This is a genomic window from uncultured Aliiroseovarius sp. (assembly GCF_947492455.1).
GTDB lineage: Bacteria > Pseudomonadota > Alphaproteobacteria > Rhodobacterales > Rhodobacteraceae > Aliiroseovarius.
Genome location: NZ_CANLNB010000002.1, coordinates 161,806 through 182,310, shown reverse-complemented (window position 1 = coordinate 182,310; position 20,505 = coordinate 161,806). Strand labels below are relative to the sequence as shown.

The window sequence follows — 20,505 nt, the reverse complement described above, 5'->3', positions numbered from 1 at the left end:
TTACGGAGATTAATATGAAAACGATTACCATTGCCCTCCCCGCATTGATGCTGAGTGCCGCACCGCTGCTGGCCGAGACCAACTATATGTCCGGCGCACTTAGCTATGACCGCTGGAGCGCCGACGGCGGTTCGCTCAGCCAAACGAACGGCACTTTGGGGTACGAAGGCACAAACGGCAAGTTGACCTATGGGCTGGAGTTGGACGTTACGCGTATCAGTAGTGGTGGACCAAATACTAGCTTAATCCAAGGCACCATCTCTGCAGGTTACGCTTTCACACAGAACTTCACACTGCTTGGCAGCTATAGCAGATCAGGCTTTTCAGATGGTCCCTCCGACGATCTGGAAACTTTTATGATTGGCGGTGAATACCGCCTGAACGACTATACGTTTGGTCTGGCGGCCTCGCGGTTCAGCTTTGACGGTGGCAGCACTGATTTCGCTCAGGCCTTCGCTGAGTACAGCAAAGGCGAATATACTGCCTATGCCTCGGTTGTGCGCGTGGTAGACGAAGACGAGACGATCTTTGAGGTCGGGTTTGAACGTGAAACCGAACAATACGAGGTTTCGCTGGACTATATGCATTTTGATGGCCTCAACAGTGTCAACCTATCCGGCAAATACAACGTCCGTCCGAACATGCGTGTACTCGCTGGCGTGAACTGGCTGGATTTTGGCCCGGAAGACATCACCCAAATTGAACTGGGTGCAGGGTACATGATTTCTCAGGATACGTGGTTCGATGTCTCTGTCGGACGCCTTGACATGGGAACTGGCCACATCAACCAAGTCAGCATGTCGCTGACCTTCGAGACCGGCAAGCGTCGTCTGCGCACCACCGAACGCGCCTTCGGTCCCTACGACCTGTACGACGGTCTGCCGCTGTTCTTCTAAACCGGTCAGCTTCTCGAAAGCTCGCCCTCAGCCCCGATGATCGGGGCTTGCACACTAACACTCCTGCTGTCTTTCTTCTTAGATAGATAGCAGGAGCACCCATGAGCCACCCCACAAATCGCCTCGCCTTGATCACCTTTCTGACGGACGACTATGACGCTGCCATCGCGTGGTTTCGGTCCGCATTGGGTTTTGTGTTATTGGAAGATACGGACATGGGCGGTGGCAAACGCTGGGTGCGCATGGCGCCTCACCCCACCGCAGAAACCGCTTTTCTGATTGCCAAGGCAGTGGACGAACAGGCCGACACCATCGGGCGTCAAGCCGGTGGGCGCGTTGGGCATTTTCTGTTTACCGATGATTTCGACGGCATGTACGCACGGATGCAACATGCGGGCGTGCATTTCCGCGAGGCCCCGCGTTCAGAACCATATGGGAAGGTTGTCGTCTTTGAAGATCTGCACGGAAACCCGTGGGATCTTATGCAGCCCTCCCGACTCTAAACCCCACCGCTGCAAAGCGTATAGAAGTGTTGAATTTCAGCTACAGCTAGAGTTCACCACACAATTTCGCCACACATCTTCATATTTTTGCCTCAATTGCCCATATATTGTCTACAACCCTAACGCGCTCACTAGGATCAAAGAACAACTTCATATTTGACGAGTTACCAGACGTTCGATTGCCGACTGCAATGTGAATAGGTCTGTGTTTTCAACAGCAAATCCTTTCTGGTCCACCCCACCCCAAAGACCAGAAAGGGCGTCCCCGATTTCCGGGGCACGGGTGAATTTTCCCTCACCCGGAAAAGCCTGCCATTCCCCATGGCGGGCTTTTCTTTTTCCAAATGATGCCCTATCTGCGGGGCATGACAGACAAGACTTTGCATATCGTCGGCGGCGGAATGGCCGGATCGGAAGCAGCCTGGCAGGCTTCGCATATGGGTGTGGACGTGGTGCTGCATGAAATGCGCCCACAGGTGGAAACCTTCGCCCACCAAACCGGCGATTTCGCTGAAATGGTGTGCTCGAATTCCTTCCGATCGGACGATGACGAACAAAACGCCGTGGGCCTTCTGCATTGGGAAATGCGCCAGGCCGACGGGTTGATCATGACCACCGCCGATCAGCACCGCCTGCCCGCTGGCGGCGCGCTTGCCGTGGACCGCGATGCCTTCAGCGCTGCCGTGACCGAAAAGCTGCGCGCCCGCGACAACATCCGCGTGGAATATGGCGAGATCTCGGAGCTACCAACGGACGGCAACTGGATTTTCGCAACCGGCCCCCTGACCTCGCCCGCGCTCGGCGAAGCAATTGCCCGCGAGACTGGTGCCGAGCGGCTGGCTTTCTTCGACGCCATCGCCCCCATCGTCTATTCCGACACGATCAATATGGACGTAGCTTGGGCGCAGTCGCGATACGACAAGGGCGAGACCGAGGAAGAGCGTAAAGCCTATCTGAATTGCCCGATGACCAAGGACCAATACGAAGCCTTTATCGACGCGCTTCTGGCCGCCGATAAAACTGAGTTCCACGAGGGCGAAACGGCCACCTATTTCGACGGCTGCCTGCCGATCGAGGTGATGGCCGAACGCGGCCGCGAAACCCTGCGCTTCGGCCCGATGAAGCCGGTGGGTTTAACCAACGCCCATGACCCTGAAAACAAGCCCTATGCCGTTGTGCAGCTGCGCCGCGACAACGCGCTTGGGACGCTGTTCAACATCGTGGGTTTCCAGACCAAGATGAAATACGGCGCGCAGGCAGAGGTGTTCAAAACAATTCCGGGCCTTGAAGACGCGTCCTTCGCGCGTCTGGGCGGCATCCACCGCAACACCTTCATGAACTCGCCTACGCTTCTGGACAACCAGATGCGCCTGAAGTCCCGCCCGAACCTGCGTTTTGCGGGTCAGGTGACTGGCGTCGAAGGTTACGTGGAAAGCGCGGCGATGGGTCTGCTGGCTGGTCGTCTGGCCGCAGCCGAGATCCTCGACCTTGACCTGCCTACTGTGCCGCAAGACACCGCAATGGGCGCACTTATCCACCACATCACCGGTGGGGCTGAAGCGAAAACCTTCCAGCCGATGAACGTGAATTTCGGCCTCTTCCGGCCGGTTGACGGGCTGAAAGGCGGACGTCGCGGGCGAAAGGATCGCTACAAAGCCTATACCGACCGCGCCAAAGTGGAATGGTCGGATTGGCTGACGAACTTCTCATGACGGCTGCGCGCAAATGACTGACTTCATAACCAGATTTGCGCCCAGCCCCACTGGCCCACTGCATCTTGGCCACGCTTATTCTGCGTTACTGGCACATGACATGGCGCGTTCTGTTGGGGGCCAATTCCTGCTGCGGATCGAAGATATCGATCGTACCCGTTCCCGCCCAAACTGGGAAGAGCAGATCTATGACGATCTGACATGGCTCGGCATCACGTGGGACGACACGCCCATGCGCCAGTCGGACCGGCTGTCAGACTACGAGAAAGCGCTCCACATCCTCTGGGACCGTGGCTTACTCTACCCCTGCACCTGCACCCGTCGCGATATCGCCTCCGCTGCCAGCGCCCCTCAAGAAGGCGCTGAACCCGCCTATGGCCCCGATGGGCTGATCTATCCGGGGACTTGCCGCACAAAGACCGACCGCCGCGCGGCCTTTCCCGAGCACCAAGCCCTACGCTTGGACATGCAGAACGCGCTCGACGCGGTTAACCATCCAGAACTCTGCTACACCGAACAATCGACGGGAACAGATGGAATCGTCTGCACCCCTGCCCAAGACATGGTACCAGAGGTCGGAGACATTGTTCTGTCCCGCCGCGACTTCCTCGGCTCCTACCACCTGTCCGTGGTATTGGACGACGCCGCCCAAGGCATTACCCATGTGGTGCGCGGCAAAGACATCCAGCCCGCCACACATATCCACGTTCTGCTGCAGAAACTGCTCGGCCTGCCTACACCCATCTACAACCACCACCGCCTGATCCGCGATGAGAACGGCAAACGCCTTGCCAAACGGGACGACGCACGCGCCATCGCAACCTATCGTGCCGAGGGCAAAACACCCGGAGACATCCGCCAGATGGTGGGCCTGTAAGCTTCTCTTTTTCTTGTCCAAAATATCCTGCGGGGGTCCGGGGGGCAAAACCCCCGGCGCGATATCACGCCATCGGCGCCATCAGCTCGACCTCTTCCCCGTCTCGCACGGCGGTATAGAAACACGTCCGACGGTTGGTGTGGCAAGCAGCCCCTGTCTGCCGGATCAGCACCAGAAGGCAATCTTTGTCGCAATCAAACCGGAAATCTACCAGTTCTTGCACATGGCCCGAGGTTTCGCCCTTGATCCAGAAGGACTGACGCGAGCGCGACCAATAGGTGACGCGGCGTGTTTCCAGCGTCTTCTCCACCGCCTCGCGGTTCATCCACGCCATCATCAAAACCTCACCGGTTTCTTCATCCTGCGCGATGGCCGGGATCAGACCCTTGTCGTCAAACTTCAGCTGGCTCGCATCAAATGTCATGGCCTGTCCTTTTCTTTCCGGTACTGCGCTTCTATGTAGAGCGGATGAACGCCCGACGAAAGGCCCGGATATGAGCGATACTGACCTGATCAAGCTGTATTCCAAGCAGATCCTGTCCTTGGCAGCCGCGATCCCGCATCAGGCCCCGTTGGAGGCGCCACAGGGCGAGGCCAAAACCCGCTCGCCGCTTTGCGGATCGACCGTGACAGCAGCGCTGACACTCGACGGGGATCACATTTCGGACTACTCGCAAAACGTCAAAGCCTGCGCCCTAGGCCAGGCGTCCGCGTCGATCCTTGGCAAAGTCATCATCGGATTGGACCGCCCCACGTTGGAACGAGGCCGCGACGAACTCACTGCTATGCTGAAAGACGCTGGCCCCGTCCCCACGGCCCCTTTCGACGGCTATGAAGTGCTGCAGCCCGCGCGTGAATTCAAGAACCGCCACGCCTCGATCCTGCTGGCCTTCAATGCCGCCATCGAGGCCTTCGACAACGCCAAAGCAAACGCATAAAAAAACCGCCGCGCTCCTGGCAGGGAGGCGGCGGAAGTGATGCGGTTCGGGTCATCCAAATAGCGTCGGGAAGAGGCAAACATTCCGACAGGCAGGTGACGGGCGGTACTCCGTCGAAGGCATCGTGAAGGCTTCGGGACAGAAGGCTTCTTTGGGACATGATGCTGGATCAGACCATCCGCAGGCAGAAACTGTGTGGGATCAAATCATCCCGGGCAGATGCAGCGCACCCAAAAGCAGCACAAGCAAGGAAATCGCCCCAAGCGTGTCCGAGACAATCGTGGTCGAGGACCGGGACAATGCGATTTTGACATCGTTCAACATGGGGTTACTCCTGCTCTCTGTCTTCTGGGCAGTGTGTGTCACTGCATCCGTGTTGCTATTTTGTTCGCATATCGAAGACCGTTCTGTAAAGAACTTTTTAAGAACATTTGTGAACTTTTGAGAACATAAGCGCTAACCCACTGAAATCAAACGGATCGCTTCGTCCTGTCGCATGAGCCACAGAAGAACACGGGCGGCGTGCCCCCGCGGGCTGCTCAGATCCGGGTCCTGCTGAAGCAACAAACGCGCGTCTTTTTGCGCCACGGCCATCAGTCCCGCCTGATGTTCCAGATCCGCGACCCAGAAGCGCGGCAGACCGGATTGTGCGGTGCCCAGAACGTCCCCTGCGCCACGCATTTCCAGATCGGCCTCGGAAATTACGAACCCGTCTTCAGTGTCGCGCATGACCGACAGACGCTTTTCACCACCCTCGGTCAGCGGGGCCTGATACATCAGCAAACAGGTCGAGGCCGCCTGCCCGCGCCCAACGCGTCCGCGCAACTGGTGCAACTGCGCCAGTCCAAAATGTTCCGCCCGTTCAATCACCATGATCGAGGCATTGGGCACGTCCACGCCCACCTCGATCACCGTGGTGGCGACCAAGAGCTTGGTCTTACCTGCGACGAAATCGGCCATCGCGGCGTCTTTCTCGGTGACGGCCATCTGACCGTGCACCATACCGACGACACCTTCACCCAAGGCGGCGCGCAGATGTTTGAACCTTTCCTCGGCAGCGGTCATGTCCATGACCTCGCTTTCCTCGACCAACGGGCAGACCCAATAGGCCTGCGCGCCATCGGCAATCGCGCTGCGCAACCGTTCGACCACCTCGTCCAGCCGTCCGGTGTTAATCAGCACGGTTTTGATCGGTTTGCGTCCCGGTGGCTTCTCGTCCAGCACCGAGACATCCATGTCGCCGTATTGTGCCAGCGCCAAGCTGCGCGGGATCGGCGTGGCGGTCATCACCAGCACATCCGACGCCGTACCTTTCGCCCCCAATTCCATCCGCTGGGCCACACCGAACCGGTGCTGTTCATCGACGACGGCAAGACGAAGGTCCTGAAACTCCACATCTTTTTGGAACACCGCGTGGGTGCCGACCAGAATGTGAATGTTGCCGTCTTTCAACGCCTCAAGCTTGCGACGACGTTCGGACCCCTTGTCGCGGCCGGTCAAAATCTCAACCACCACACCAGTTTCCTCGGCCAGTGGGCGCAACCCTTCCAAGTGCTGCCGGGCCAGAATTTCCGTAGGCGCCATCATCACGCCCTGCCCGCCTGCCTCGACCGCGATCAGCAAAGACAACAGCGCGACCAGCGTCTTTCCCGCCCCCACATCGCCCTGAAGTAACCGGTTCATCCGGGTACCAGCCGCCATATCGGCGGCGATTTCCTCGACCGCACGGGATTGAGCGCCGGTGGGGGTATAGGGCAGCGCCGCCAGCACCTTGTCGCGCAACGCGCCTGTGCCGATGCTGACGCGCCCTTTGCCGCGCCGAACCGTCGCGCGGGCCAAGGCGAGCGTCAGTTGATGGGCGAAGAATTCGTCATAGGCCAGCCGCCGCCGCGCTGGTGATTGTGGAGACAGATCGTCCGGGCCTTCGGGTGTATGGGCCGCGCGTAACGCCTCGTGCCAGTCCGGCCAGTGCTCGCGCTCTTTCAAGGCGGGATCGACCCATTCCTGCAACATCGGCAGACGGGTCAGAATATCGCCCACGCCCTTGATCACTGTTTTGCCAGTGACCCCCGCCGTCAGCCGATAAACCGGTTCGAAATCAGGTATCTGCCCGACCTCGCCCGGCGGCAGGATGAAATCTGGATGCACGATCTGCGCACGCCCGTCGAAGTGCTCAACCTTGCCCGAGATCACACGTTTCGCACCCACTGGTAGCTGCTGCTCAAGCCAGCGTGTATTGGCGTGGAAAAACACCAGCTCAAACGTCGTAAGAGGGTCCGAGACCTCGACCCGATAGGGCGCGTTCTTCGACCGTCCGGGGCGATGCGGACCGACTTCAACCTCGACCGTGGCCATGTCGCCCGGCTGAACCTCGGTCACGGAAGCTCGGAATTTCCGATCAATCCCCGCGTGGGGCAGCCAGAACAGAAGATCACGTGGTAGGGTTATCCCCAGCGTTTCCAGAGACTTGGCAGTCTTCGGCCCGATCCCACCCAGCGTTTCCAGCTTGGCGAACAGAGGGAACAGGATTTCGGGCCGGGTGGACATCAGGCGTCTCCGATCAGCTCAAGCCAGCTGTCTTCGTCGATGGTTTCAACCCCCAGATCGGCGGCTTTTTTGGTCTTCGATCCCGCGCCCGGTCCGGCCACCAGAAGATCGGTCTTGCCCGAGACTGACCCCGACACCTTTGCCCCAAGCGATTCCGCGCGGGCCTTAGCCTCGGCCCGGGTCATCTTTTCGAGCGTGCCGGTGAAGACAACGACCTTGCCTGCAACGGGGCTGCCTTCTGTTTTCGGCGCTTCAACGGGTTGTACGTCCAACTCTGCCACCAAGCGGTCGATCGAGGCGCGCTCGCGGTCCTGCGCAAAGGCCGCGACCAGCGACCCCGCCATCACAGCGCCCACGCCGTCGATGGACACCAGATCGTCCCATTCCGGCGTGCCCGGCGTCGCGGCGGTCACAGCGGTCTCGAACGCCTCCCATGTGCCATAATGGCGCGCCAAAAGATTTCCGGCGCTTTCGCCGACATGCCGAATGCCAAGCGCGAAAATCACTTTATTCAAGGGGATTACACGCCGTTCTTCAATTGCCTGAAACAGCTTCACGGCGCTTTTCTCGCCCCAACCATCGCGGTTTTTCAGCCGTGCCAATTGCCCCGCATCGCGGGTTTTCAGCGTGAATATATCGGCGGGTTCGCGGATTGGCAGGACGTCGTCGTGATAGAACATCTCGACCTGTTTGGCCCCCAAACCGTCAATGTCAAACGCCCCGCGCGAGACGAAATGCTTCAGCTTTTCAACGGCTTGCGCGGGGCAGATGATGCCGCCCGTGCAGCGGCGCACCGCATCGCCCTCGTCGCGGATCGCGTCTGACCCGCATTCAGGGCAGACATCAGGAAACTCGTAGACCTGCGCGTCGTCGGGCCGTTTTGACAGGTCCACGTCCGAGATCTTGGGGATCACGTCACCCGCGCGATAGACCTCGACCCAGTCGCCGACACGGATGTCCTTGCCGCCCCGGATCTCGGCTCCGGTGTTGTCGCGGCCAGCAATGTAGTCCTCGTTATGCAGCGTCGCGTTCGACACGACGACGCCTCCCACAGTGACCGGGTGCAAACGCGCAACCGGAGACAGCGCGCCGGTGCGCCCGACTTGAATGTCGATCGCCTCTAACCGCGTCCACGCTTTTTCAGCGGGAAACTTGTGTGCAATCGCCCAACGCGGCGTGGTCGAGCGGAAGCCAAGCCGCGCCTGAAGCGCCAGATCGTCCACCTTGTAGACCACTCCGTCAATGTCATAGCCCAGCGTGGCGCGCTGTGCTTCGATGCTGCGATAGTGGGCCAGAAGGTCTTGAAGATCGGTAAATTTCTGGGTCAGCGGGTTGGTCTGAAAACCGAGCGCAGCGAGACGCTCAATCGCACCCATTTGAGTTTCGGCCAACGGCGCCGACAGCGCGCCCCATGCATAGGCAAAGAAACGCAGCGGACGATCCGCGGTGATCGAGGCATCCAACTGGCGCAATGACCCCGCAGCCGCGTTGCGCGGGTTTGCGAAGGTTTTTCCGCCGCGCGCCGTGTAGCGGGCGTTCAGGTCCGCGAAATCCTCGTGGGACATATAGACTTCGCCCCGCACCTCCAGCACCTCGGGAGCACCTTCAAGAACTTGCGGTATATCTTTGATTGTAAGTGCATTTTCCGTGACGTTCTCGCCCACCGATCCGTCACCACGGGTCACGGCATGGACCAGCTTTCCATACTCATAGCGGATCGACAGCGACAGCCCGTCGATCTTCGGCTCTGCGGTCAAAGCCAGCGGCGCATCGGCAGAAAGCCCAAGAAACGACCGGATGCGCCCCTCGAACTCCGAAACATCCTCGTCGCTGAACGCATTGCCCAAAGACAGCATCCGCACCTCATGCGCGATCTTGCCAAATCCGTCCGAGGGCGCGGCCCCCACCTGATCCGTGGCACTGTCGGAGTGCTTCAGCTGCGGAAAACGCGCCTCGATATCAGCATTTCGGCGTTTGGCGGCATCGTATTCCGCGTCCGAGATCTCGGGCGCGTCGTTGCCGTGATAGGCCAGATTGGCAGCGGCCAGAAGCGCGGCCAACCGGGCAAGTTCGTCTTTCGCCTGGGCTTCGGTCAGGTCATTTACGGCGATCGGGCTGGGCGCGGTCATCGGGGGTCGGCTACTTTCTGAATAGGTCACTTAGGAAAGTGATATGCGGTTCCGTCACAGCGCGTCCACCCCCAACCCGCGCACCGCACGCCTAAGCCCCTGAAAATCCCAGCTTCACAAGATACTGAACAGAGCAAATTGACGTTACGGCTATTGCCGATTTCACCCCGAGCACATAAGTTTCGCGCAAGAAGATACGGGAACCCACCTTCATGCACGATCAGGACGACCATCACAGGCGCAAGTGGCGCCCCTTTACCGGCCTGCGCAACAACTTCCTTGCGGGCCTTGTGGTCGTGGTTCCCATTGCCATCACCATCTGGCTGATCTGGACCTTCGTGGGCTGGATCGACAGCTGGGTTCTGCCGTTTGTACCCGCCGCCTATCAACCGGATGCCCTGATTGACTGGCTCTTTGGTGACAGCGCTTGGTTCAAGATGCTGTTTGGCGAAGATGTCCGCGTCAACGTGCGTGGTCTGGGCGTCGTTGTGTTCCTGATTTTCACCGTGCTGGTGGGCTGGATCACCAAGGGCCTGATTGGTCGATCATTCCTGTCCTGGGGCGAAGGGATCGTGGACCGCATGCCGGTCGTACGCTCGCTTTACAACGGTCTGAAGCAGATCGCCGAGACTGTGTTCAGCCAGTCGACCGACACCAAGTTCGACAAGGCCTGTCTGGTCGAGTACCCGCGCAAAGGAATCTGGGCGATTGCCTTTATCTCGACCAAAGCCAAGGGCGAGGTCGACATGCGCATTCCGGTGGATGAGGACATCATCTCGGTCTTTCTGCCGACGACACCGAACCCGACCTCGGGCTTCTTGCTGTTCGTCCCGCGCCATTCGGTGATCGAGCTGGACATGACGGTCGAGGATGCAGCCAAGCTGGTGATCTCGGCTGGGCTTGTCTATCCCAATTCGAAGGACCCCAGCCAACCGCCGGCTGAAACACCCAACGCCAAATGACCATCGCGCCTGCCCTGACCGGATTTGCCACCGGGTTTTCCCTGATCCTTGCGATTGGTGCGCAGAACGCTTTTGTCCTGCGGCAAGGGCTGATGAAGCAGCATGTCTTCTGGCTGTGCCTGTTCTGTGCGGCGTCGGACGCGTTTCTGATTGCCGCAGGCGTCGCCGGATTTGGCGCTTTGGTCGAGGCGATGCCGTCCTTACCCACTGTCATGGCACTGGCCGGGGCCGCTTTTCTGATCGTCTACGGGTTGATGCGGTTCATGGCGGCGTGGAAAGGCAACTACGCGATGGAGATCGCGGGAAAATCGCGCGGGTTGTGGGCCACTCTGGCCATCGCGGCGGCCTTTACCTGGGCCAACCCGCATGTCTATCTGGACACGCTGGGCCTGATCGGCGCGATCTCGACGTCATATCCTGACTGGCCAACCCGCATTACCTTTGGCACGGGTGCCGTACTATCAAGCTTCGTGTTCTTCTTCTCGCTCGGCTATGGTGCGCGGTTCTTGGCCCCCATCATGCAAAAACCCGCCTCGTGGCGGGTTCTTGACGTGATCATTGGCGTGGTGATGTGGGCCATTGCGGCGAAGCTATTGCTGGGCGTCGCAAACGGCACGCTCCACTAACCAAACATCTCTTCCAGATCGACGGTGCTGCGGGTGTTCAGGTCGCTACGATGCGCGGCAAGGAAGGCTTCGGCAGCCTTACGCCCAGCCTCTTTCAAACGCGATAACATCACGGCGGTCGGGATCAGTTTGGTCGCGATGGACAGATCCCGCATCAAGGCGTCATCCGCGATCATATGCACCAGCACGTCCCGCATCTTGTCCGAGGACATCTGCCCCTCGGCAATCAACCGCTTCACGAAGCTGATCGCCCGCAACTCGCGCAGGAGCGACGAGTTAAAGCTGATCTCATTGATGCGGTTCTGGATGTCCTGCCCGGTGGTGGGCACGTCTGGTCGAAACAGCGGATTGATGTTCACCACGACCACATCGGCAGGCAGCGCGCGGTCAAACAGCGGGAACAGCGCCGGGTTGCCGGTATAGCCACCGTCCCAATAGGCCTCGATCTTGCCGGTCTTCGGGTCCTCTAACTCGACCGCTTGGAACAAGGTTGGAAGGCAAGCCGAGGTAAGGATCGCCTCGGTCGAGATCTCGTCGCCTTGAAACACCCGAATCTTACCTGTCCGCACATTGGTGGCCGAGACATGCAGTTGCGGACCCGTGTCGGCGCAGACCTGATCGAAGTCGAACGCCTCCACCACCGATTTCAGCGGGTTCGCATAGAACGGACCATAGGCGTAAGGGCTAACCACGCGGCTGGCCATATCGGCCCACGCGAAAACCGGCGTCGCTTCCAACGCTTGGCTGATCAGGTCGCTGTGCGGGGCGAACTGGGCAAACCATGTGGTCAGGCGCAGGTCATTCACCCCCGCCAAACGATTCCACAGCGCATCCAGAGACGCGCGCGCCGCATCCCGGTCATTGCCCTTCCCATCCGCAACCAACCCGGCCTTTACGGCAGCGCCGTTCAAGGCACCCGCCGACGTGCCCGAGATTGCGGCGATTTCGATCCCTTCATCTTCCAGAAGGCAATCCAGCACGCCCCACGTGAAGGCACCATGCGCGCCCCCACCCTGCAGGGCCAAGTTGATCCGCTTGGGCGAGGCCATGCTTACAGCGCCGTCCAGCCACCATCGACCGAGATCGTCGTGCCAGTGATCTGTGCTGCCGCGTCCGAGCACAGGAAGGTCGCCGTGCCGCCCATCTGTTCGACCGTGGCGAAGTCCTTCGACGGCTGACGGGCCAGCATGACCTCACGCACCACCTGATCACGGTCCATGCCGTGGGTCTTCATCTGATCCGGGATCTGGCTTTCGACCAGCGGGGTCAGCACATAGCCGGGGCAGATTGCGTTCGCGGTGATCGGATCCTCGGCGGTTTCCAGCGCGACCGTTTTGGTCAGCCCGACCACGCCGTGCTTGGCAGCAATGTAAGCGGATTTGTAAGGCGACGCGGTCAGACCATGTGCCGAGGCAATGTTGATCACGCGCCCCCACCCATTTGCACGCATCATTGGAACAGCAGCGGCAGTGGTGTGAAAGGCCGAGCTAAGGTTGATCGCAATGATCGCGTTCCACTTGTCGATCGGAAAGTCCTCGACCGGGGCGACATGCTGAATGCCGGCGTTGTTCACCAGGATATCGCAGCGCCCGGCTTTTTCGATCAGGGCGCGGCAGGCCTCGGCATCGGACATGTCGGCCTGAATATAGCGCGCGGTTACGCCGAACGCGTCGGCGATCTCGGCGGCAATGGCATGATCTTCAGGCGAATCGGTGAACGAGTTCAGTACGACATCTGCGCCTGCACGCGCCAATTCTTTGGCGACCCCAAGGCCGATGCCCGAGTTTGATCCGGTGATGACGGCTGCTTTGCCTTCCAGTGACATGGTGATGGCCATATTGGGGCTCCTTATCCACAAGCATAAATCTGTTGCGGTGCAGCATAACGCAAGGATTCCAAGGCACCAGTGCTTTCACGCGGGGAAAGTTACCTTTGGAATCACCCGATTCTTCATCCAGCTCACAACGCGCTCTGCGCGATCACGTCATTCCGGATTCGCCATAAAAAAAACGCCCGCACAAGGCGGGCGTAAAGTTATTGAGGCAGGTTTCATACAGGCAAGAAACCTATCGAGCAGTGCATTCTTTATAAGCGGTTAGGCGCCTTTATCCAAGCTAAAAGTTTGAAAAGGCGGATTTCCACCTCTAGTGTTTCCCCAGATAAATCAGGGACGTGAAGGATTGTTTCGCAATGAGAACTAATATGACCCAGAAGCTTCGCGGGATGATCGCAACGGGTGTTGTGACGCTGTCGACGGTGCTGGCCGCACAGGCCGAACCGCAGCATGGCATCGCGATGTATGGCGACCCCGCCCTGCCCGCTGATTTCACCGCCCTGCCCCATGTGAACCCCGACGCGCCCAAAGGGGGCCGCATCGTGTTTGCCGAGGCTGGCAGCTTTGACAGCCTGCATCCCTACATCCGCAAAGGCAGCACGCCGTGGCAGCTGCGTTTCATGCTGGCCGAAAGCCTGATGGGCCGCAGCTATGACGAGCCCTTCACGCTTTATGGCCTGCTGGCCGAGACCATCGAGACCGACGACGCCCGCACATGGGTTGAGTTCACACTGCGCGAAGAGGCTGCGTTCTCGGACGGCACGCCCGTCACCGTGGACGACGTGATGTGGTCGTATGAGACGCTCGGTACCAAGGGCCACCCGCGCTATCACGGCGCATGGAACAAGATCGAAACGATGGAGCAAACCGGCACGCGTTCGATCAAGTTCACCTTCAACACCGAAGACCGCGAGTTGCCCCTAATCTTGGGCATGCGCCCCATCCTGAAGAAAGCCCAGTGGGAGGCCGCGAATTTCGACGAGTCCGGTGTGGATGTGCTGCCCATCACCTCGGGGCCTTACGTGATTGGCGATTTCGAGCCCGGTCGCTATCTGACCCTGAAACGGAACCCCGACTACTGGGGCAAGGACGTGCCCTTCATGAAAGGTCAGGCCAATCTGGATGAAATCCGCTTTGATTACTACGGCGACGGCGGCGTGACGTTTGAGGCGTTCAAAGCTGGTGAATCCAACACCCACCGTGAAACCAATGCACATAAATGGGCCACGCAGTTCAACTTCCCGGCAGTTGAATCGGGCGACATTGTTCTGTCCGACATCCCGCATCAGCGCCCGACCGGCATTAAGGGATATGTTATGAACACCCGTCGCCCGGTCTTCCAAGACATTCGGGTTCGTGACGCGATGATCCATGCGTTCAACTTCGAATTCATCAACCAGACGATCCACGGCAACACGAAGCGCCGCATCCAGTCCTATTTCCACAACTCGGTTCTGGGCATGGCCCCCGGCGAGGAAGCCCAAGGCCAAGTGCGCGCGCTGCTGGACGGATTGGCCGGCGATATCCCCCCCGGCGCGATCGAGGGCTACAGCCTGCCTGTATCGGACGGCTCCGAACGCAACCGCGCGGGCATCCGTACCGCGATGGGTCTGATGGAGGAGGCTGGCTGGACCGTGCAGGACGGCGTGATGAAGAACGCCGCAGGCGAGCCCTTCACCTTCGAGATCCTGCTGAAGTCCGGTGCCGATGAAAACCGGCAAGAGATCGAGATCTTCTCGGCCGCGCTGTCGCGTCTGGGGATCACGCCAACGATCACCTCGGTCGATAGCGCCCAGTACAAGGAACGCACCACCGCGTTTGACTTCGACATGGCCTATTACTGGCGCGGGTTGTCGCTGTCTCCGGGCAACGAACAGAAGCTTTACTGGGGTGGCGAGAGCGCCGACACCGAAGGCTCACGCAACTGGATGGGCGTGAAGAATCCGGCCATCGACGCGCTGATCGACGCCATGCTGACTGCCGAGGATCAAGACGGCTTCCGCGCTGCCGTAAAGGCCTTGGACCGCGTTCTGACCGCCAGCCGTTTCGTCATTCCGCTGGGCTATAGCGAACTGTCGCATGTCGCCCACGCCAAGGAATTGCACTTCCCCGCCCGCATCCCGATGTATGGCGATTATCTTGGTTTCCAGCCGGAAATCTGGTGGTACGAAGAATAAAGTTGAACTGACTCCGGGCGGCGGCTAGGCATCGCGCAACGCGATCATCTGCCGCCCGGAGGTCTCATGGGTATTTTCGAACGCTTTCTGTCCGTCTGGGTCGCCTTGTGCATCATCGCGGGCGTATTCCTGGGCAACCTGATGCCCGGTCTTTTCCAAACCATCGCAGCGCTTGAGATTTCCAAGGTGAACCTTGTGGTCGCCGTGCTGATCTGGGTTATGATCTATCCAATGATGGTGCAGGTCGATTTCGCGTCGATCAAAGATATCGGCCGCCGCCCCAAAGGGCTGGTGCTGACGCTGGTGATCAACTGGCTGATCAAACCCTTCACCATGGCAGCCCTTGGCTGGCTGTTCTTCCGCGTAATTTTTGCCGGTCTGGTCGAGCCTGAAACCGCCAATGAATATATCGCGGGCATGATCCTGTTGGGCGTGGCGCCCTGCACGGCGATGGTCTTTGTCTGGAGCCAACTGACCAAGGGCGATCCGGCCTACACGCTGGTGCAGGTCAGCGTGAATGACGTGATCATGATCTTCGCCTTCGCCCCCATCGCGGCCTTCCTTCTGGGCATCTCGGACGTCACTGTCCCGTGGGAGACCTTGCTGCTGTCTGTCATCCTGTATGTTGTCCTGCCGCTCGCGGCTGGCATCGTGACCCGCGCACGATTGATTAAGGCAGGCCCCGCCGCGCTGGATGGCTTTCTGGCACGTCTGAAACCGTGGTCCGTGGTGGGCCTGCTGGCGACCGTCGTGCTGCTGTTTGGCTTTCAAGCGCAGACCATTCTGGCGAAACCGCTGGCCATCGTGCTGATCGCCGTGCCGCTGCTGATCCAGACTTACGGCATTTTCGCCATCGCCTATGGTGCTGCGAAAGCCATGAAGCTGCCGCATAACATCGCGGCCCCGGCCTGCATGATCGGCACGTCGAACTTCTTTGAATTGGCTGTGGCTGTGGCGATTTCGCTCTTTGGCCTGAACTCAGGTGCAGCGCTGGCCACTGTCGTCGGTGTGTTGGTTGAAGTTCCAGTGATGCTGTCGCTGGTGGCAATTGCCAACCGCACCCGCCATTGGTTTCCCAGCACCTGACCCTTAGGTCAGCGAGGTCACCCACAGGATCATTGCATCCTCTTCGCTGACCGAGATCACGTTATGCCCCATCGAGGCATCGTAATAGGCGCTGTCCCCGCGCCGCATCTCGACCGGTTCATAGAATTCGGTGATCAGGCGGATCGCGCCGGTTAGGACATAGAGGAACTCCTCGCCGTCATGGCGGACCCAGCCGTCGAACTCGTCAAATGATCGTGCGCGGACGCGGGCGCGATAGGGCAGCATGGCCTTTTTCGTCAGTGCGCCTGCCAGCATCTCGTGCTCGTAGGTTGTGGTGGGGTGCGACGCGCCTTCGCCCGATTTGGTCACCGCCATCCGGCCCGACACCTGCGCAGACTTCGGCGCGGTGAACAGCTGCGGCACTGTGATCTCAAGCCCCACGGCCAGCTTTTTCAGCGCCTCATAGGTGGGCGACATCTGACCGTTCTCGATCTTCGACAGAGTCGAGCGTGCAAGGCCCGCCTGCCCCGCCGCCTGCTCTAACGTCCAGCCGCGCGACTTGCGCAGCTCGCGCACACGTTCGCCCAAGTTCAACGGATTGGGATCGGGCAAGTCTTCCCCGGTTTCGCGGGCAAGCTTGATCAGGCTGGGTTGGTCGGCTTTCGTCATACCCCCTCCATACAGACAATCTGCGCTGATGCAACCACGCGGCTTGCATCTGGGGCCATCCCTTGGCACATCAGAACGATGATCTCGGAACTCACGCCCTCCTCCCCGCTTGCCCCCGCGCCAACGCCATTCAACATGGCGGAATACGTGCTGCAACATGCAGATCGGTTGGGCGACAAGGTGGCGTTGAGGATCGTCTCGGCAGAGACAGAGGGTGCCGCGACATGGACCTATGCCCAACTGGAACGCGCAGTTCTGGGCGTGGCAACAGGACTTCAGAACCAAGGTCTGCAACCCGGAGACCGCGTGCTGCTGCGCCTTGGCAACACAGTGGACTTCCCGCTGGGCTTTCTGGGCGCCATCGCCGCGGGGCTTGTCCCAATTCCCAGCTCGTCCCAGCTGACCGAAACCGAGATCACGCGCATGACCAATCTGGTCGCACCTGCGCTGATCATCGCAGATCCCGGCATCGCCCTACCCGCGCCTGCGCCGTGCAAGGTGATCGACACAGAGACGCTGCATGGGTTCACCGACCTCCCCCCGGCGCCCTATCACCAAGGCAACCCCGAGCGCCCCGCCTATATCATCTTCACCTCGGGCACCTCGGGCCAAGCGCGCGCCGTGCTACATGCCCACCGCGCAATCTGGGCGCGACAGATGATGTGGGATGGTTGGTACGGGATCACCGAAGACGACCGCGTGATGCATGCAGGCGCGTTCAACTGGACCTATACGCTGGGCACCGGGCTGATGGATCCGTGGTCTGTCGGTGCGACCGCGCTGATCCCAGCGGCAGGCAGCACCCCAGACGATCTGTCCGCACTACTCAGCCGCGAGTGCGTCACCATCTTCGCAGCCGCCCCCGGCGTCTATCGTCAGATGCTGAAAAGCGATCTGCCCCAGCTTCCCAACTTGCGCCATGGACTGTCGGCGGGCGAGAAACTGCCCGACCTCACCCGCGCCCGGTGGGAGGAGCAGTCAGGCACCCCCATTCATGAAGCCTTCGGCATGTCCGAATGCTCGACCTTCATCTCGGGATCGCCCACACGGCCCTCGCCAGACGGCGCGCTGGGCTTTGGACAGGCGGGGCGGCACTTGGCTGTGCTGGACGCAGACGGCGCACCGGCTCCCTTGGGCACCGCAGGCACTCTTGCCATCCACCGCAGCGACCCCGGCTTGATGCTGGAATACCTGAACGCGCCCGAGGCCACTGCCGCGAAGTTTCAGGGCGACTGGTTCCTGACCGGTGACAGCGCCTCGATGTCCGACACCGGCGCTTTCACCTACGAAGGCCGCTCGGACGACATCATGAACGCGGGCGGCTATCGCGTCTCGCCGATCGAGGTCGAGGCCGTGATGGCCCAGCACCCCGGCATCAGCGAGGCAGCTTGTGTTGAAGTTTCCGTGAAGGCAGATGCATCTGTGATCGGGTGTTTCTATATCCCCACAGAAGACCCCCTTTCTGACGACGAGCTGTCTCGACATGCCCATGCCCTTCTGGCCCACTATAAATGCCCGCGCCTGTTCCGGCCGATCGACAGTTTGCCACGCTCGACGAATAACAAGCTGTCGCGCGCCACTTTACGCCTGTTGGTTGACCAGACCGACAAAGATATCACCTGACCTCTTCCCAAACCTATCAATCCCAGATAGAGCTAACCGCTATAGGAGTATCATATGATCCGTCTGGACATTTTCTCTGATCCGATCTGCCCCTGGTGCTACATCGGAAAAGCGAGATTAGATTTTGCATTGGAAAGCCGCCCTGATCACCCGTTTCAGGTGCAGTGGCATCCCTTCCAGCTGAACCCGGAAATGCCGCCCGAAGGCATGGATCGACGCACCTATCTGGAAACCAAGTTTGGTGGTCAGGAAAAGGCCGTGAAAGCCTATATGCCAGTGATCGAAGAAGCCGCCGCGTCGGGGGTCGAGATCAATCTGGAAGCCATCAAGCGCACGCCAAACACAATGAACGCACATCGCGTGATCCATTGGGCGGGGCTTGAGGGGAAACAAAACGCGGTGGTCGACCGCCTGTTCCGTGCCTATTTCGTCGAAGGACGTGATCTTGGCGACAATGAGGTCCTATGCGACATCGCCGCCAGCGCCGGTATGGAGCGCGAGATGGTGGCGCGGCTTCTGGCCTCGTCCGCGGATGCAAGCGACCTTTTGGCCCGCGACATGGATGCGCGCCATAAGGGTGTGAACTCGGTCCCGACCTTCGTGATCGCGAACCAGCATGTGGTGCCGGGCGCGCAACCGATTAAACTGTGGCAGCAGGTCATTGACGACATCATGGCGCAACTGGACACTGCCGATGATCAAAGCGGGACGCCCATTCAGTGAGGTTGATAGCCAACCCTCCGGTCGAGCCATTACGCTTGCGCGAATACGTGCTGCTGATGGCGGCCCTGTTTTCGATGGTGGCGTTCTCGATCGACTCGATCCTGCCCGCGCTGCCGGAAATCGCCTCCCTTCTCGTCCCCGAAGACGTCAACCGCGCGCAGCTTTTGATCAGCTCATTCGTGATTGGCGCGGGCGCTGGGCAGTTGATTTTCGGCCCCCTGTCTGACGCGATCGGTCGCCGCTGCTCATTGGCGCTGGGCATGTTGTTGTACATGTTCGCAGCCTTCGCGGCCCTCTGGGCGCAATCGCTTGAGGCGCTTCTGTTCTGGCGTTTCATCCAAGGTCTGGGCGCCGCTGGCCCGCGCACCTGTGCCATGGCGATGACCCGAGACCTGTACGAAGGGCGCCAGATGGCGCGCGTCAACTCGATGGCCTTTACCTTCTTTGTTCTCGTCCCGGCCGTTGCCCCTCTGATTGGCCAATGGATCGTTCTGGGCTTTGGCTGGCGGCACATGTTCACCACATATATCGTAGTGGCCATCGCCATTCTGACATGGTTCCTTCTGCGCCAACCCGAAACGCTGGCACCTGAACGCCGCCGCCCCCTGTCGCCCCGACCGACACTGGAAGCCTTTGCAATCGTTATGAAAAGCCGTGTCACGCTGCTCTATATGGGCGTGATTACCTTTGCCTTTGCCCAGTTGATCGCCTTCATCAGTTCTGCCCAGCAGATCTTTGTCAACGTTCTAGGGGCAGGCACGAAATGGCCGGTCTATTTTGCGCTGATCACAGTGTTTTCGGCGGCTTCCGGCCTTCTGAATGCACGGCTGGTGATGCGGATCGGCATGCGTCGCTTGGCGCAAGCGGGCTTTGCCACGCAGACGGTTTTGGCAGGTCTGACCCTGACCTTCTGGTGCATGTACGAACCACAGGGACATGGCGCGCTGGTCATCTTCTGCCTCTGGGCCACCACCCTGTTCTTCCTGAACGGGCTGAGCTTTGGCAACCTGAACGCGCTGGCGATCCAACCGCTTGGCCATGTCGCCGGAACCGCAAGCGCGATCATCGGCGCGCTTCCAACCGTGGCGGCAATGGCGATTGCTGCGCCCATCGGGTTGGCCTTCAACGGCACGCCCCTGCCCCTGATGACCGGCGTCACGATCTGTTCGGGCCTTGCGCTGGCGCTGATGCAGTTTGATCGCAAAAACGACCACTAAAATTGAAAAAGCCGCCCGAGCCATT

General features: G+C 59.8%; 19 protein-coding genes. 12 read left to right on the top strand and 7 right to left on the bottom strand.

Annotated features, from left to right (window positions below):
• Window positions 1-14: 14 nt before the first annotated feature.
• The 4 genes from Q0677_RS04285 (at window position 15) to gluQRS (ending at window position 3,988) form a co-directional block, all read left to right on the top strand.
• A complete protein-coding gene (locus Q0677_RS04285) occupies window positions 15-896 on the top strand; it encodes a hypothetical protein (protein ID WP_298906248.1) in 882 nt (293 codons plus the stop codon).
• A 101-nt stretch (window positions 897-997) separates the two neighbouring features.
• Window positions 998-1,399 (top strand): VOC family protein, encoded by a 402-nt coding sequence (locus Q0677_RS04280; RefSeq protein ID WP_298906245.1) that lies wholly within the window; start codon window positions 998-1,000, stop codon window positions 1,397-1,399.
• 365 nt (window positions 1,400-1,764) lie between these two features.
• Window positions 1,765-3,111: a methylenetetrahydrofolate--tRNA-(uracil(54)-C(5))-methyltransferase (FADH(2)-oxidizing) TrmFO gene (gene trmFO / locus Q0677_RS04275; RefSeq protein WP_298906242.1), complete on the top strand. Its 1,347-nt coding sequence runs from the start codon at window positions 1,765-1,767 to the stop codon at window positions 3,109-3,111.
• Window positions 3,112-3,124: 13 nt separating this feature from the next.
• Window positions 3,125-3,988 (top strand): tRNA glutamyl-Q(34) synthetase GluQRS, encoded by an 864-nt coding sequence (gene gluQRS, locus Q0677_RS04270; protein WP_298906239.1) that lies wholly within the window; start codon window positions 3,125-3,127, stop codon window positions 3,986-3,988.
• A 64-nt stretch (window positions 3,989-4,052) separates the two neighbouring features.
• Here gluQRS and hisI read toward each other — a convergent pair whose 3' ends face one another.
• Window positions 4,053-4,412, bottom strand: coding sequence for a phosphoribosyl-AMP cyclohydrolase (gene hisI, locus Q0677_RS04265; protein WP_282064819.1), 360 nt, complete (start codon window positions 4,410-4,412; stop codon window positions 4,053-4,055).
• Between the two features lie 70 nt (window positions 4,413-4,482).
• Here hisI and Q0677_RS04260 point away from each other — a divergent pair, with 70 nt between their 5' ends.
• Window positions 4,483-4,926, top strand: a complete 444-nt coding sequence (locus tag Q0677_RS04260) for an iron-sulfur cluster assembly scaffold protein (protein ID WP_298906235.1) — start codon at window positions 4,483-4,485, stop codon at window positions 4,924-4,926.
• A 201-nt stretch (window positions 4,927-5,127) separates the two neighbouring features.
• Here the strand turns inward: Q0677_RS04260 and Q0677_RS04255 are convergent, their stop codons facing one another.
• The 3 genes from Q0677_RS04255 to ligA all read right to left on the bottom strand — a co-directional run bounded on the left by Q0677_RS04255 (window position 5,128) and on the right by ligA (window position 9,602).
• A complete protein-coding gene (locus Q0677_RS04255) occupies window positions 5,128-5,250 on the bottom strand; it encodes a hypothetical protein (RefSeq protein ID WP_255464714.1) in 123 nt (40 codons plus the stop codon).
• Between the two features lie 132 nt (window positions 5,251-5,382).
• Entirely contained in the window at window positions 5,383-7,473 is a 2,091-nt protein-coding gene (recG, locus tag Q0677_RS04250; protein WP_298906233.1) for an ATP-dependent DNA helicase RecG, read from the bottom strand.
• Window positions 7,473-9,602: an NAD-dependent DNA ligase LigA gene (gene ligA / locus Q0677_RS04245; RefSeq protein ID WP_298906231.1), complete on the bottom strand. Its 2,130-nt coding sequence runs from the start codon at window positions 9,600-9,602 to the stop codon at window positions 7,473-7,475. Before ligA ends, recG begins: the two co-directional genes overlap by 1 nt.
• A 212-nt stretch (window positions 9,603-9,814) precedes the next feature.
• Here ligA and Q0677_RS04240 point away from each other — a divergent pair, with 212 nt between their 5' ends.
• Window positions 9,815-10,564, top strand: a complete 750-nt coding sequence (locus tag Q0677_RS04240; protein ID WP_298906228.1) for a DUF502 domain-containing protein — start codon at window positions 9,815-9,817, stop codon at window positions 10,562-10,564.
• Window positions 10,561-11,190: a LysE/ArgO family amino acid transporter gene (locus tag Q0677_RS04235; protein ID WP_298906226.1), complete on the top strand. Its 630-nt coding sequence runs from the start codon at window positions 10,561-10,563 to the stop codon at window positions 11,188-11,190. The genes Q0677_RS04240 and Q0677_RS04235 overlap by 4 nt, the downstream gene beginning before the upstream one ends.
• Here Q0677_RS04235 and Q0677_RS04230 read toward each other — a convergent pair.
• Both Q0677_RS04230 and Q0677_RS04225 read right to left on the bottom strand, forming a co-directional pair.
• Window positions 11,187-12,239, bottom strand: a complete 1,053-nt coding sequence (locus Q0677_RS04230; RefSeq protein WP_298906224.1) for a patatin-like phospholipase family protein — start codon at window positions 12,237-12,239, stop codon at window positions 11,187-11,189. The genes Q0677_RS04235 and Q0677_RS04230 overlap by 4 nt on opposite strands.
• A 2-nt stretch (window positions 12,240-12,241) precedes the next feature.
• Window positions 12,242-13,015, bottom strand: a complete 774-nt coding sequence (locus Q0677_RS04225; protein ID WP_298907484.1) for a 3-hydroxybutyrate dehydrogenase — start codon at window positions 13,013-13,015, stop codon at window positions 12,242-12,244.
• Between the two features lie 398 nt (window positions 13,016-13,413).
• Between Q0677_RS04225 and Q0677_RS04220 the strand changes: the two genes are divergently transcribed.
• Both Q0677_RS04220 and arsB read left to right on the top strand, forming a co-directional pair.
• Window positions 13,414-15,201: an extracellular solute-binding protein gene (locus Q0677_RS04220; protein WP_298907482.1), complete on the top strand. Its 1,788-nt coding sequence runs from the start codon at window positions 13,414-13,416 to the stop codon at window positions 15,199-15,201.
• 66 nt (window positions 15,202-15,267) lie between these two features.
• The gene (gene arsB, locus Q0677_RS04215) at window positions 15,268-16,287 is read left to right on the top strand and encodes an ACR3 family arsenite efflux transporter (protein ID WP_298906222.1); all 1,020 of its coding nucleotides are present in this window, start codon (window positions 15,268-15,270) and stop codon (window positions 16,285-16,287) included.
• A 3-nt stretch (window positions 16,288-16,290) separates the two neighbouring features.
• On the opposite strand, the gene Q0677_RS04210 is transcribed toward arsB, so the two are convergent.
• Complete coding sequence (locus tag Q0677_RS04210) at window positions 16,291-16,917, bottom strand: XRE family transcriptional regulator (RefSeq protein ID WP_298906220.1); 627 nt, start codon at window positions 16,915-16,917, stop codon at window positions 16,291-16,293.
• 78 nt (window positions 16,918-16,995) lie between these two features.
• On the opposite strand from Q0677_RS04210, the gene Q0677_RS04205 reads away from it, so the two are divergent.
• The 3 genes from Q0677_RS04205 to Q0677_RS04195 are packed head-to-tail and all read left to right on the top strand — an operon-like array spanning window position 16,996 to window position 20,480.
• Window positions 16,996-18,540, top strand: a complete 1,545-nt coding sequence (locus Q0677_RS04205; RefSeq protein WP_298906217.1) for a class I adenylate-forming enzyme family protein — start codon at window positions 16,996-16,998, stop codon at window positions 18,538-18,540.
• Between the two features lie 54 nt (window positions 18,541-18,594).
• Window positions 18,595-19,263: a DsbA family oxidoreductase gene (locus tag Q0677_RS04200; protein WP_298906214.1), complete on the top strand. Its 669-nt coding sequence runs from the start codon at window positions 18,595-18,597 to the stop codon at window positions 19,261-19,263.
• Window positions 19,260-20,480: a multidrug effflux MFS transporter gene (locus tag Q0677_RS04195; protein ID WP_298906211.1), complete on the top strand. Its 1,221-nt coding sequence runs from the start codon at window positions 19,260-19,262 to the stop codon at window positions 20,478-20,480. Before Q0677_RS04200 ends, Q0677_RS04195 begins: the two co-directional genes overlap by 4 nt.
• Window positions 20,481-20,505 lie beyond the last annotated feature (25 nt).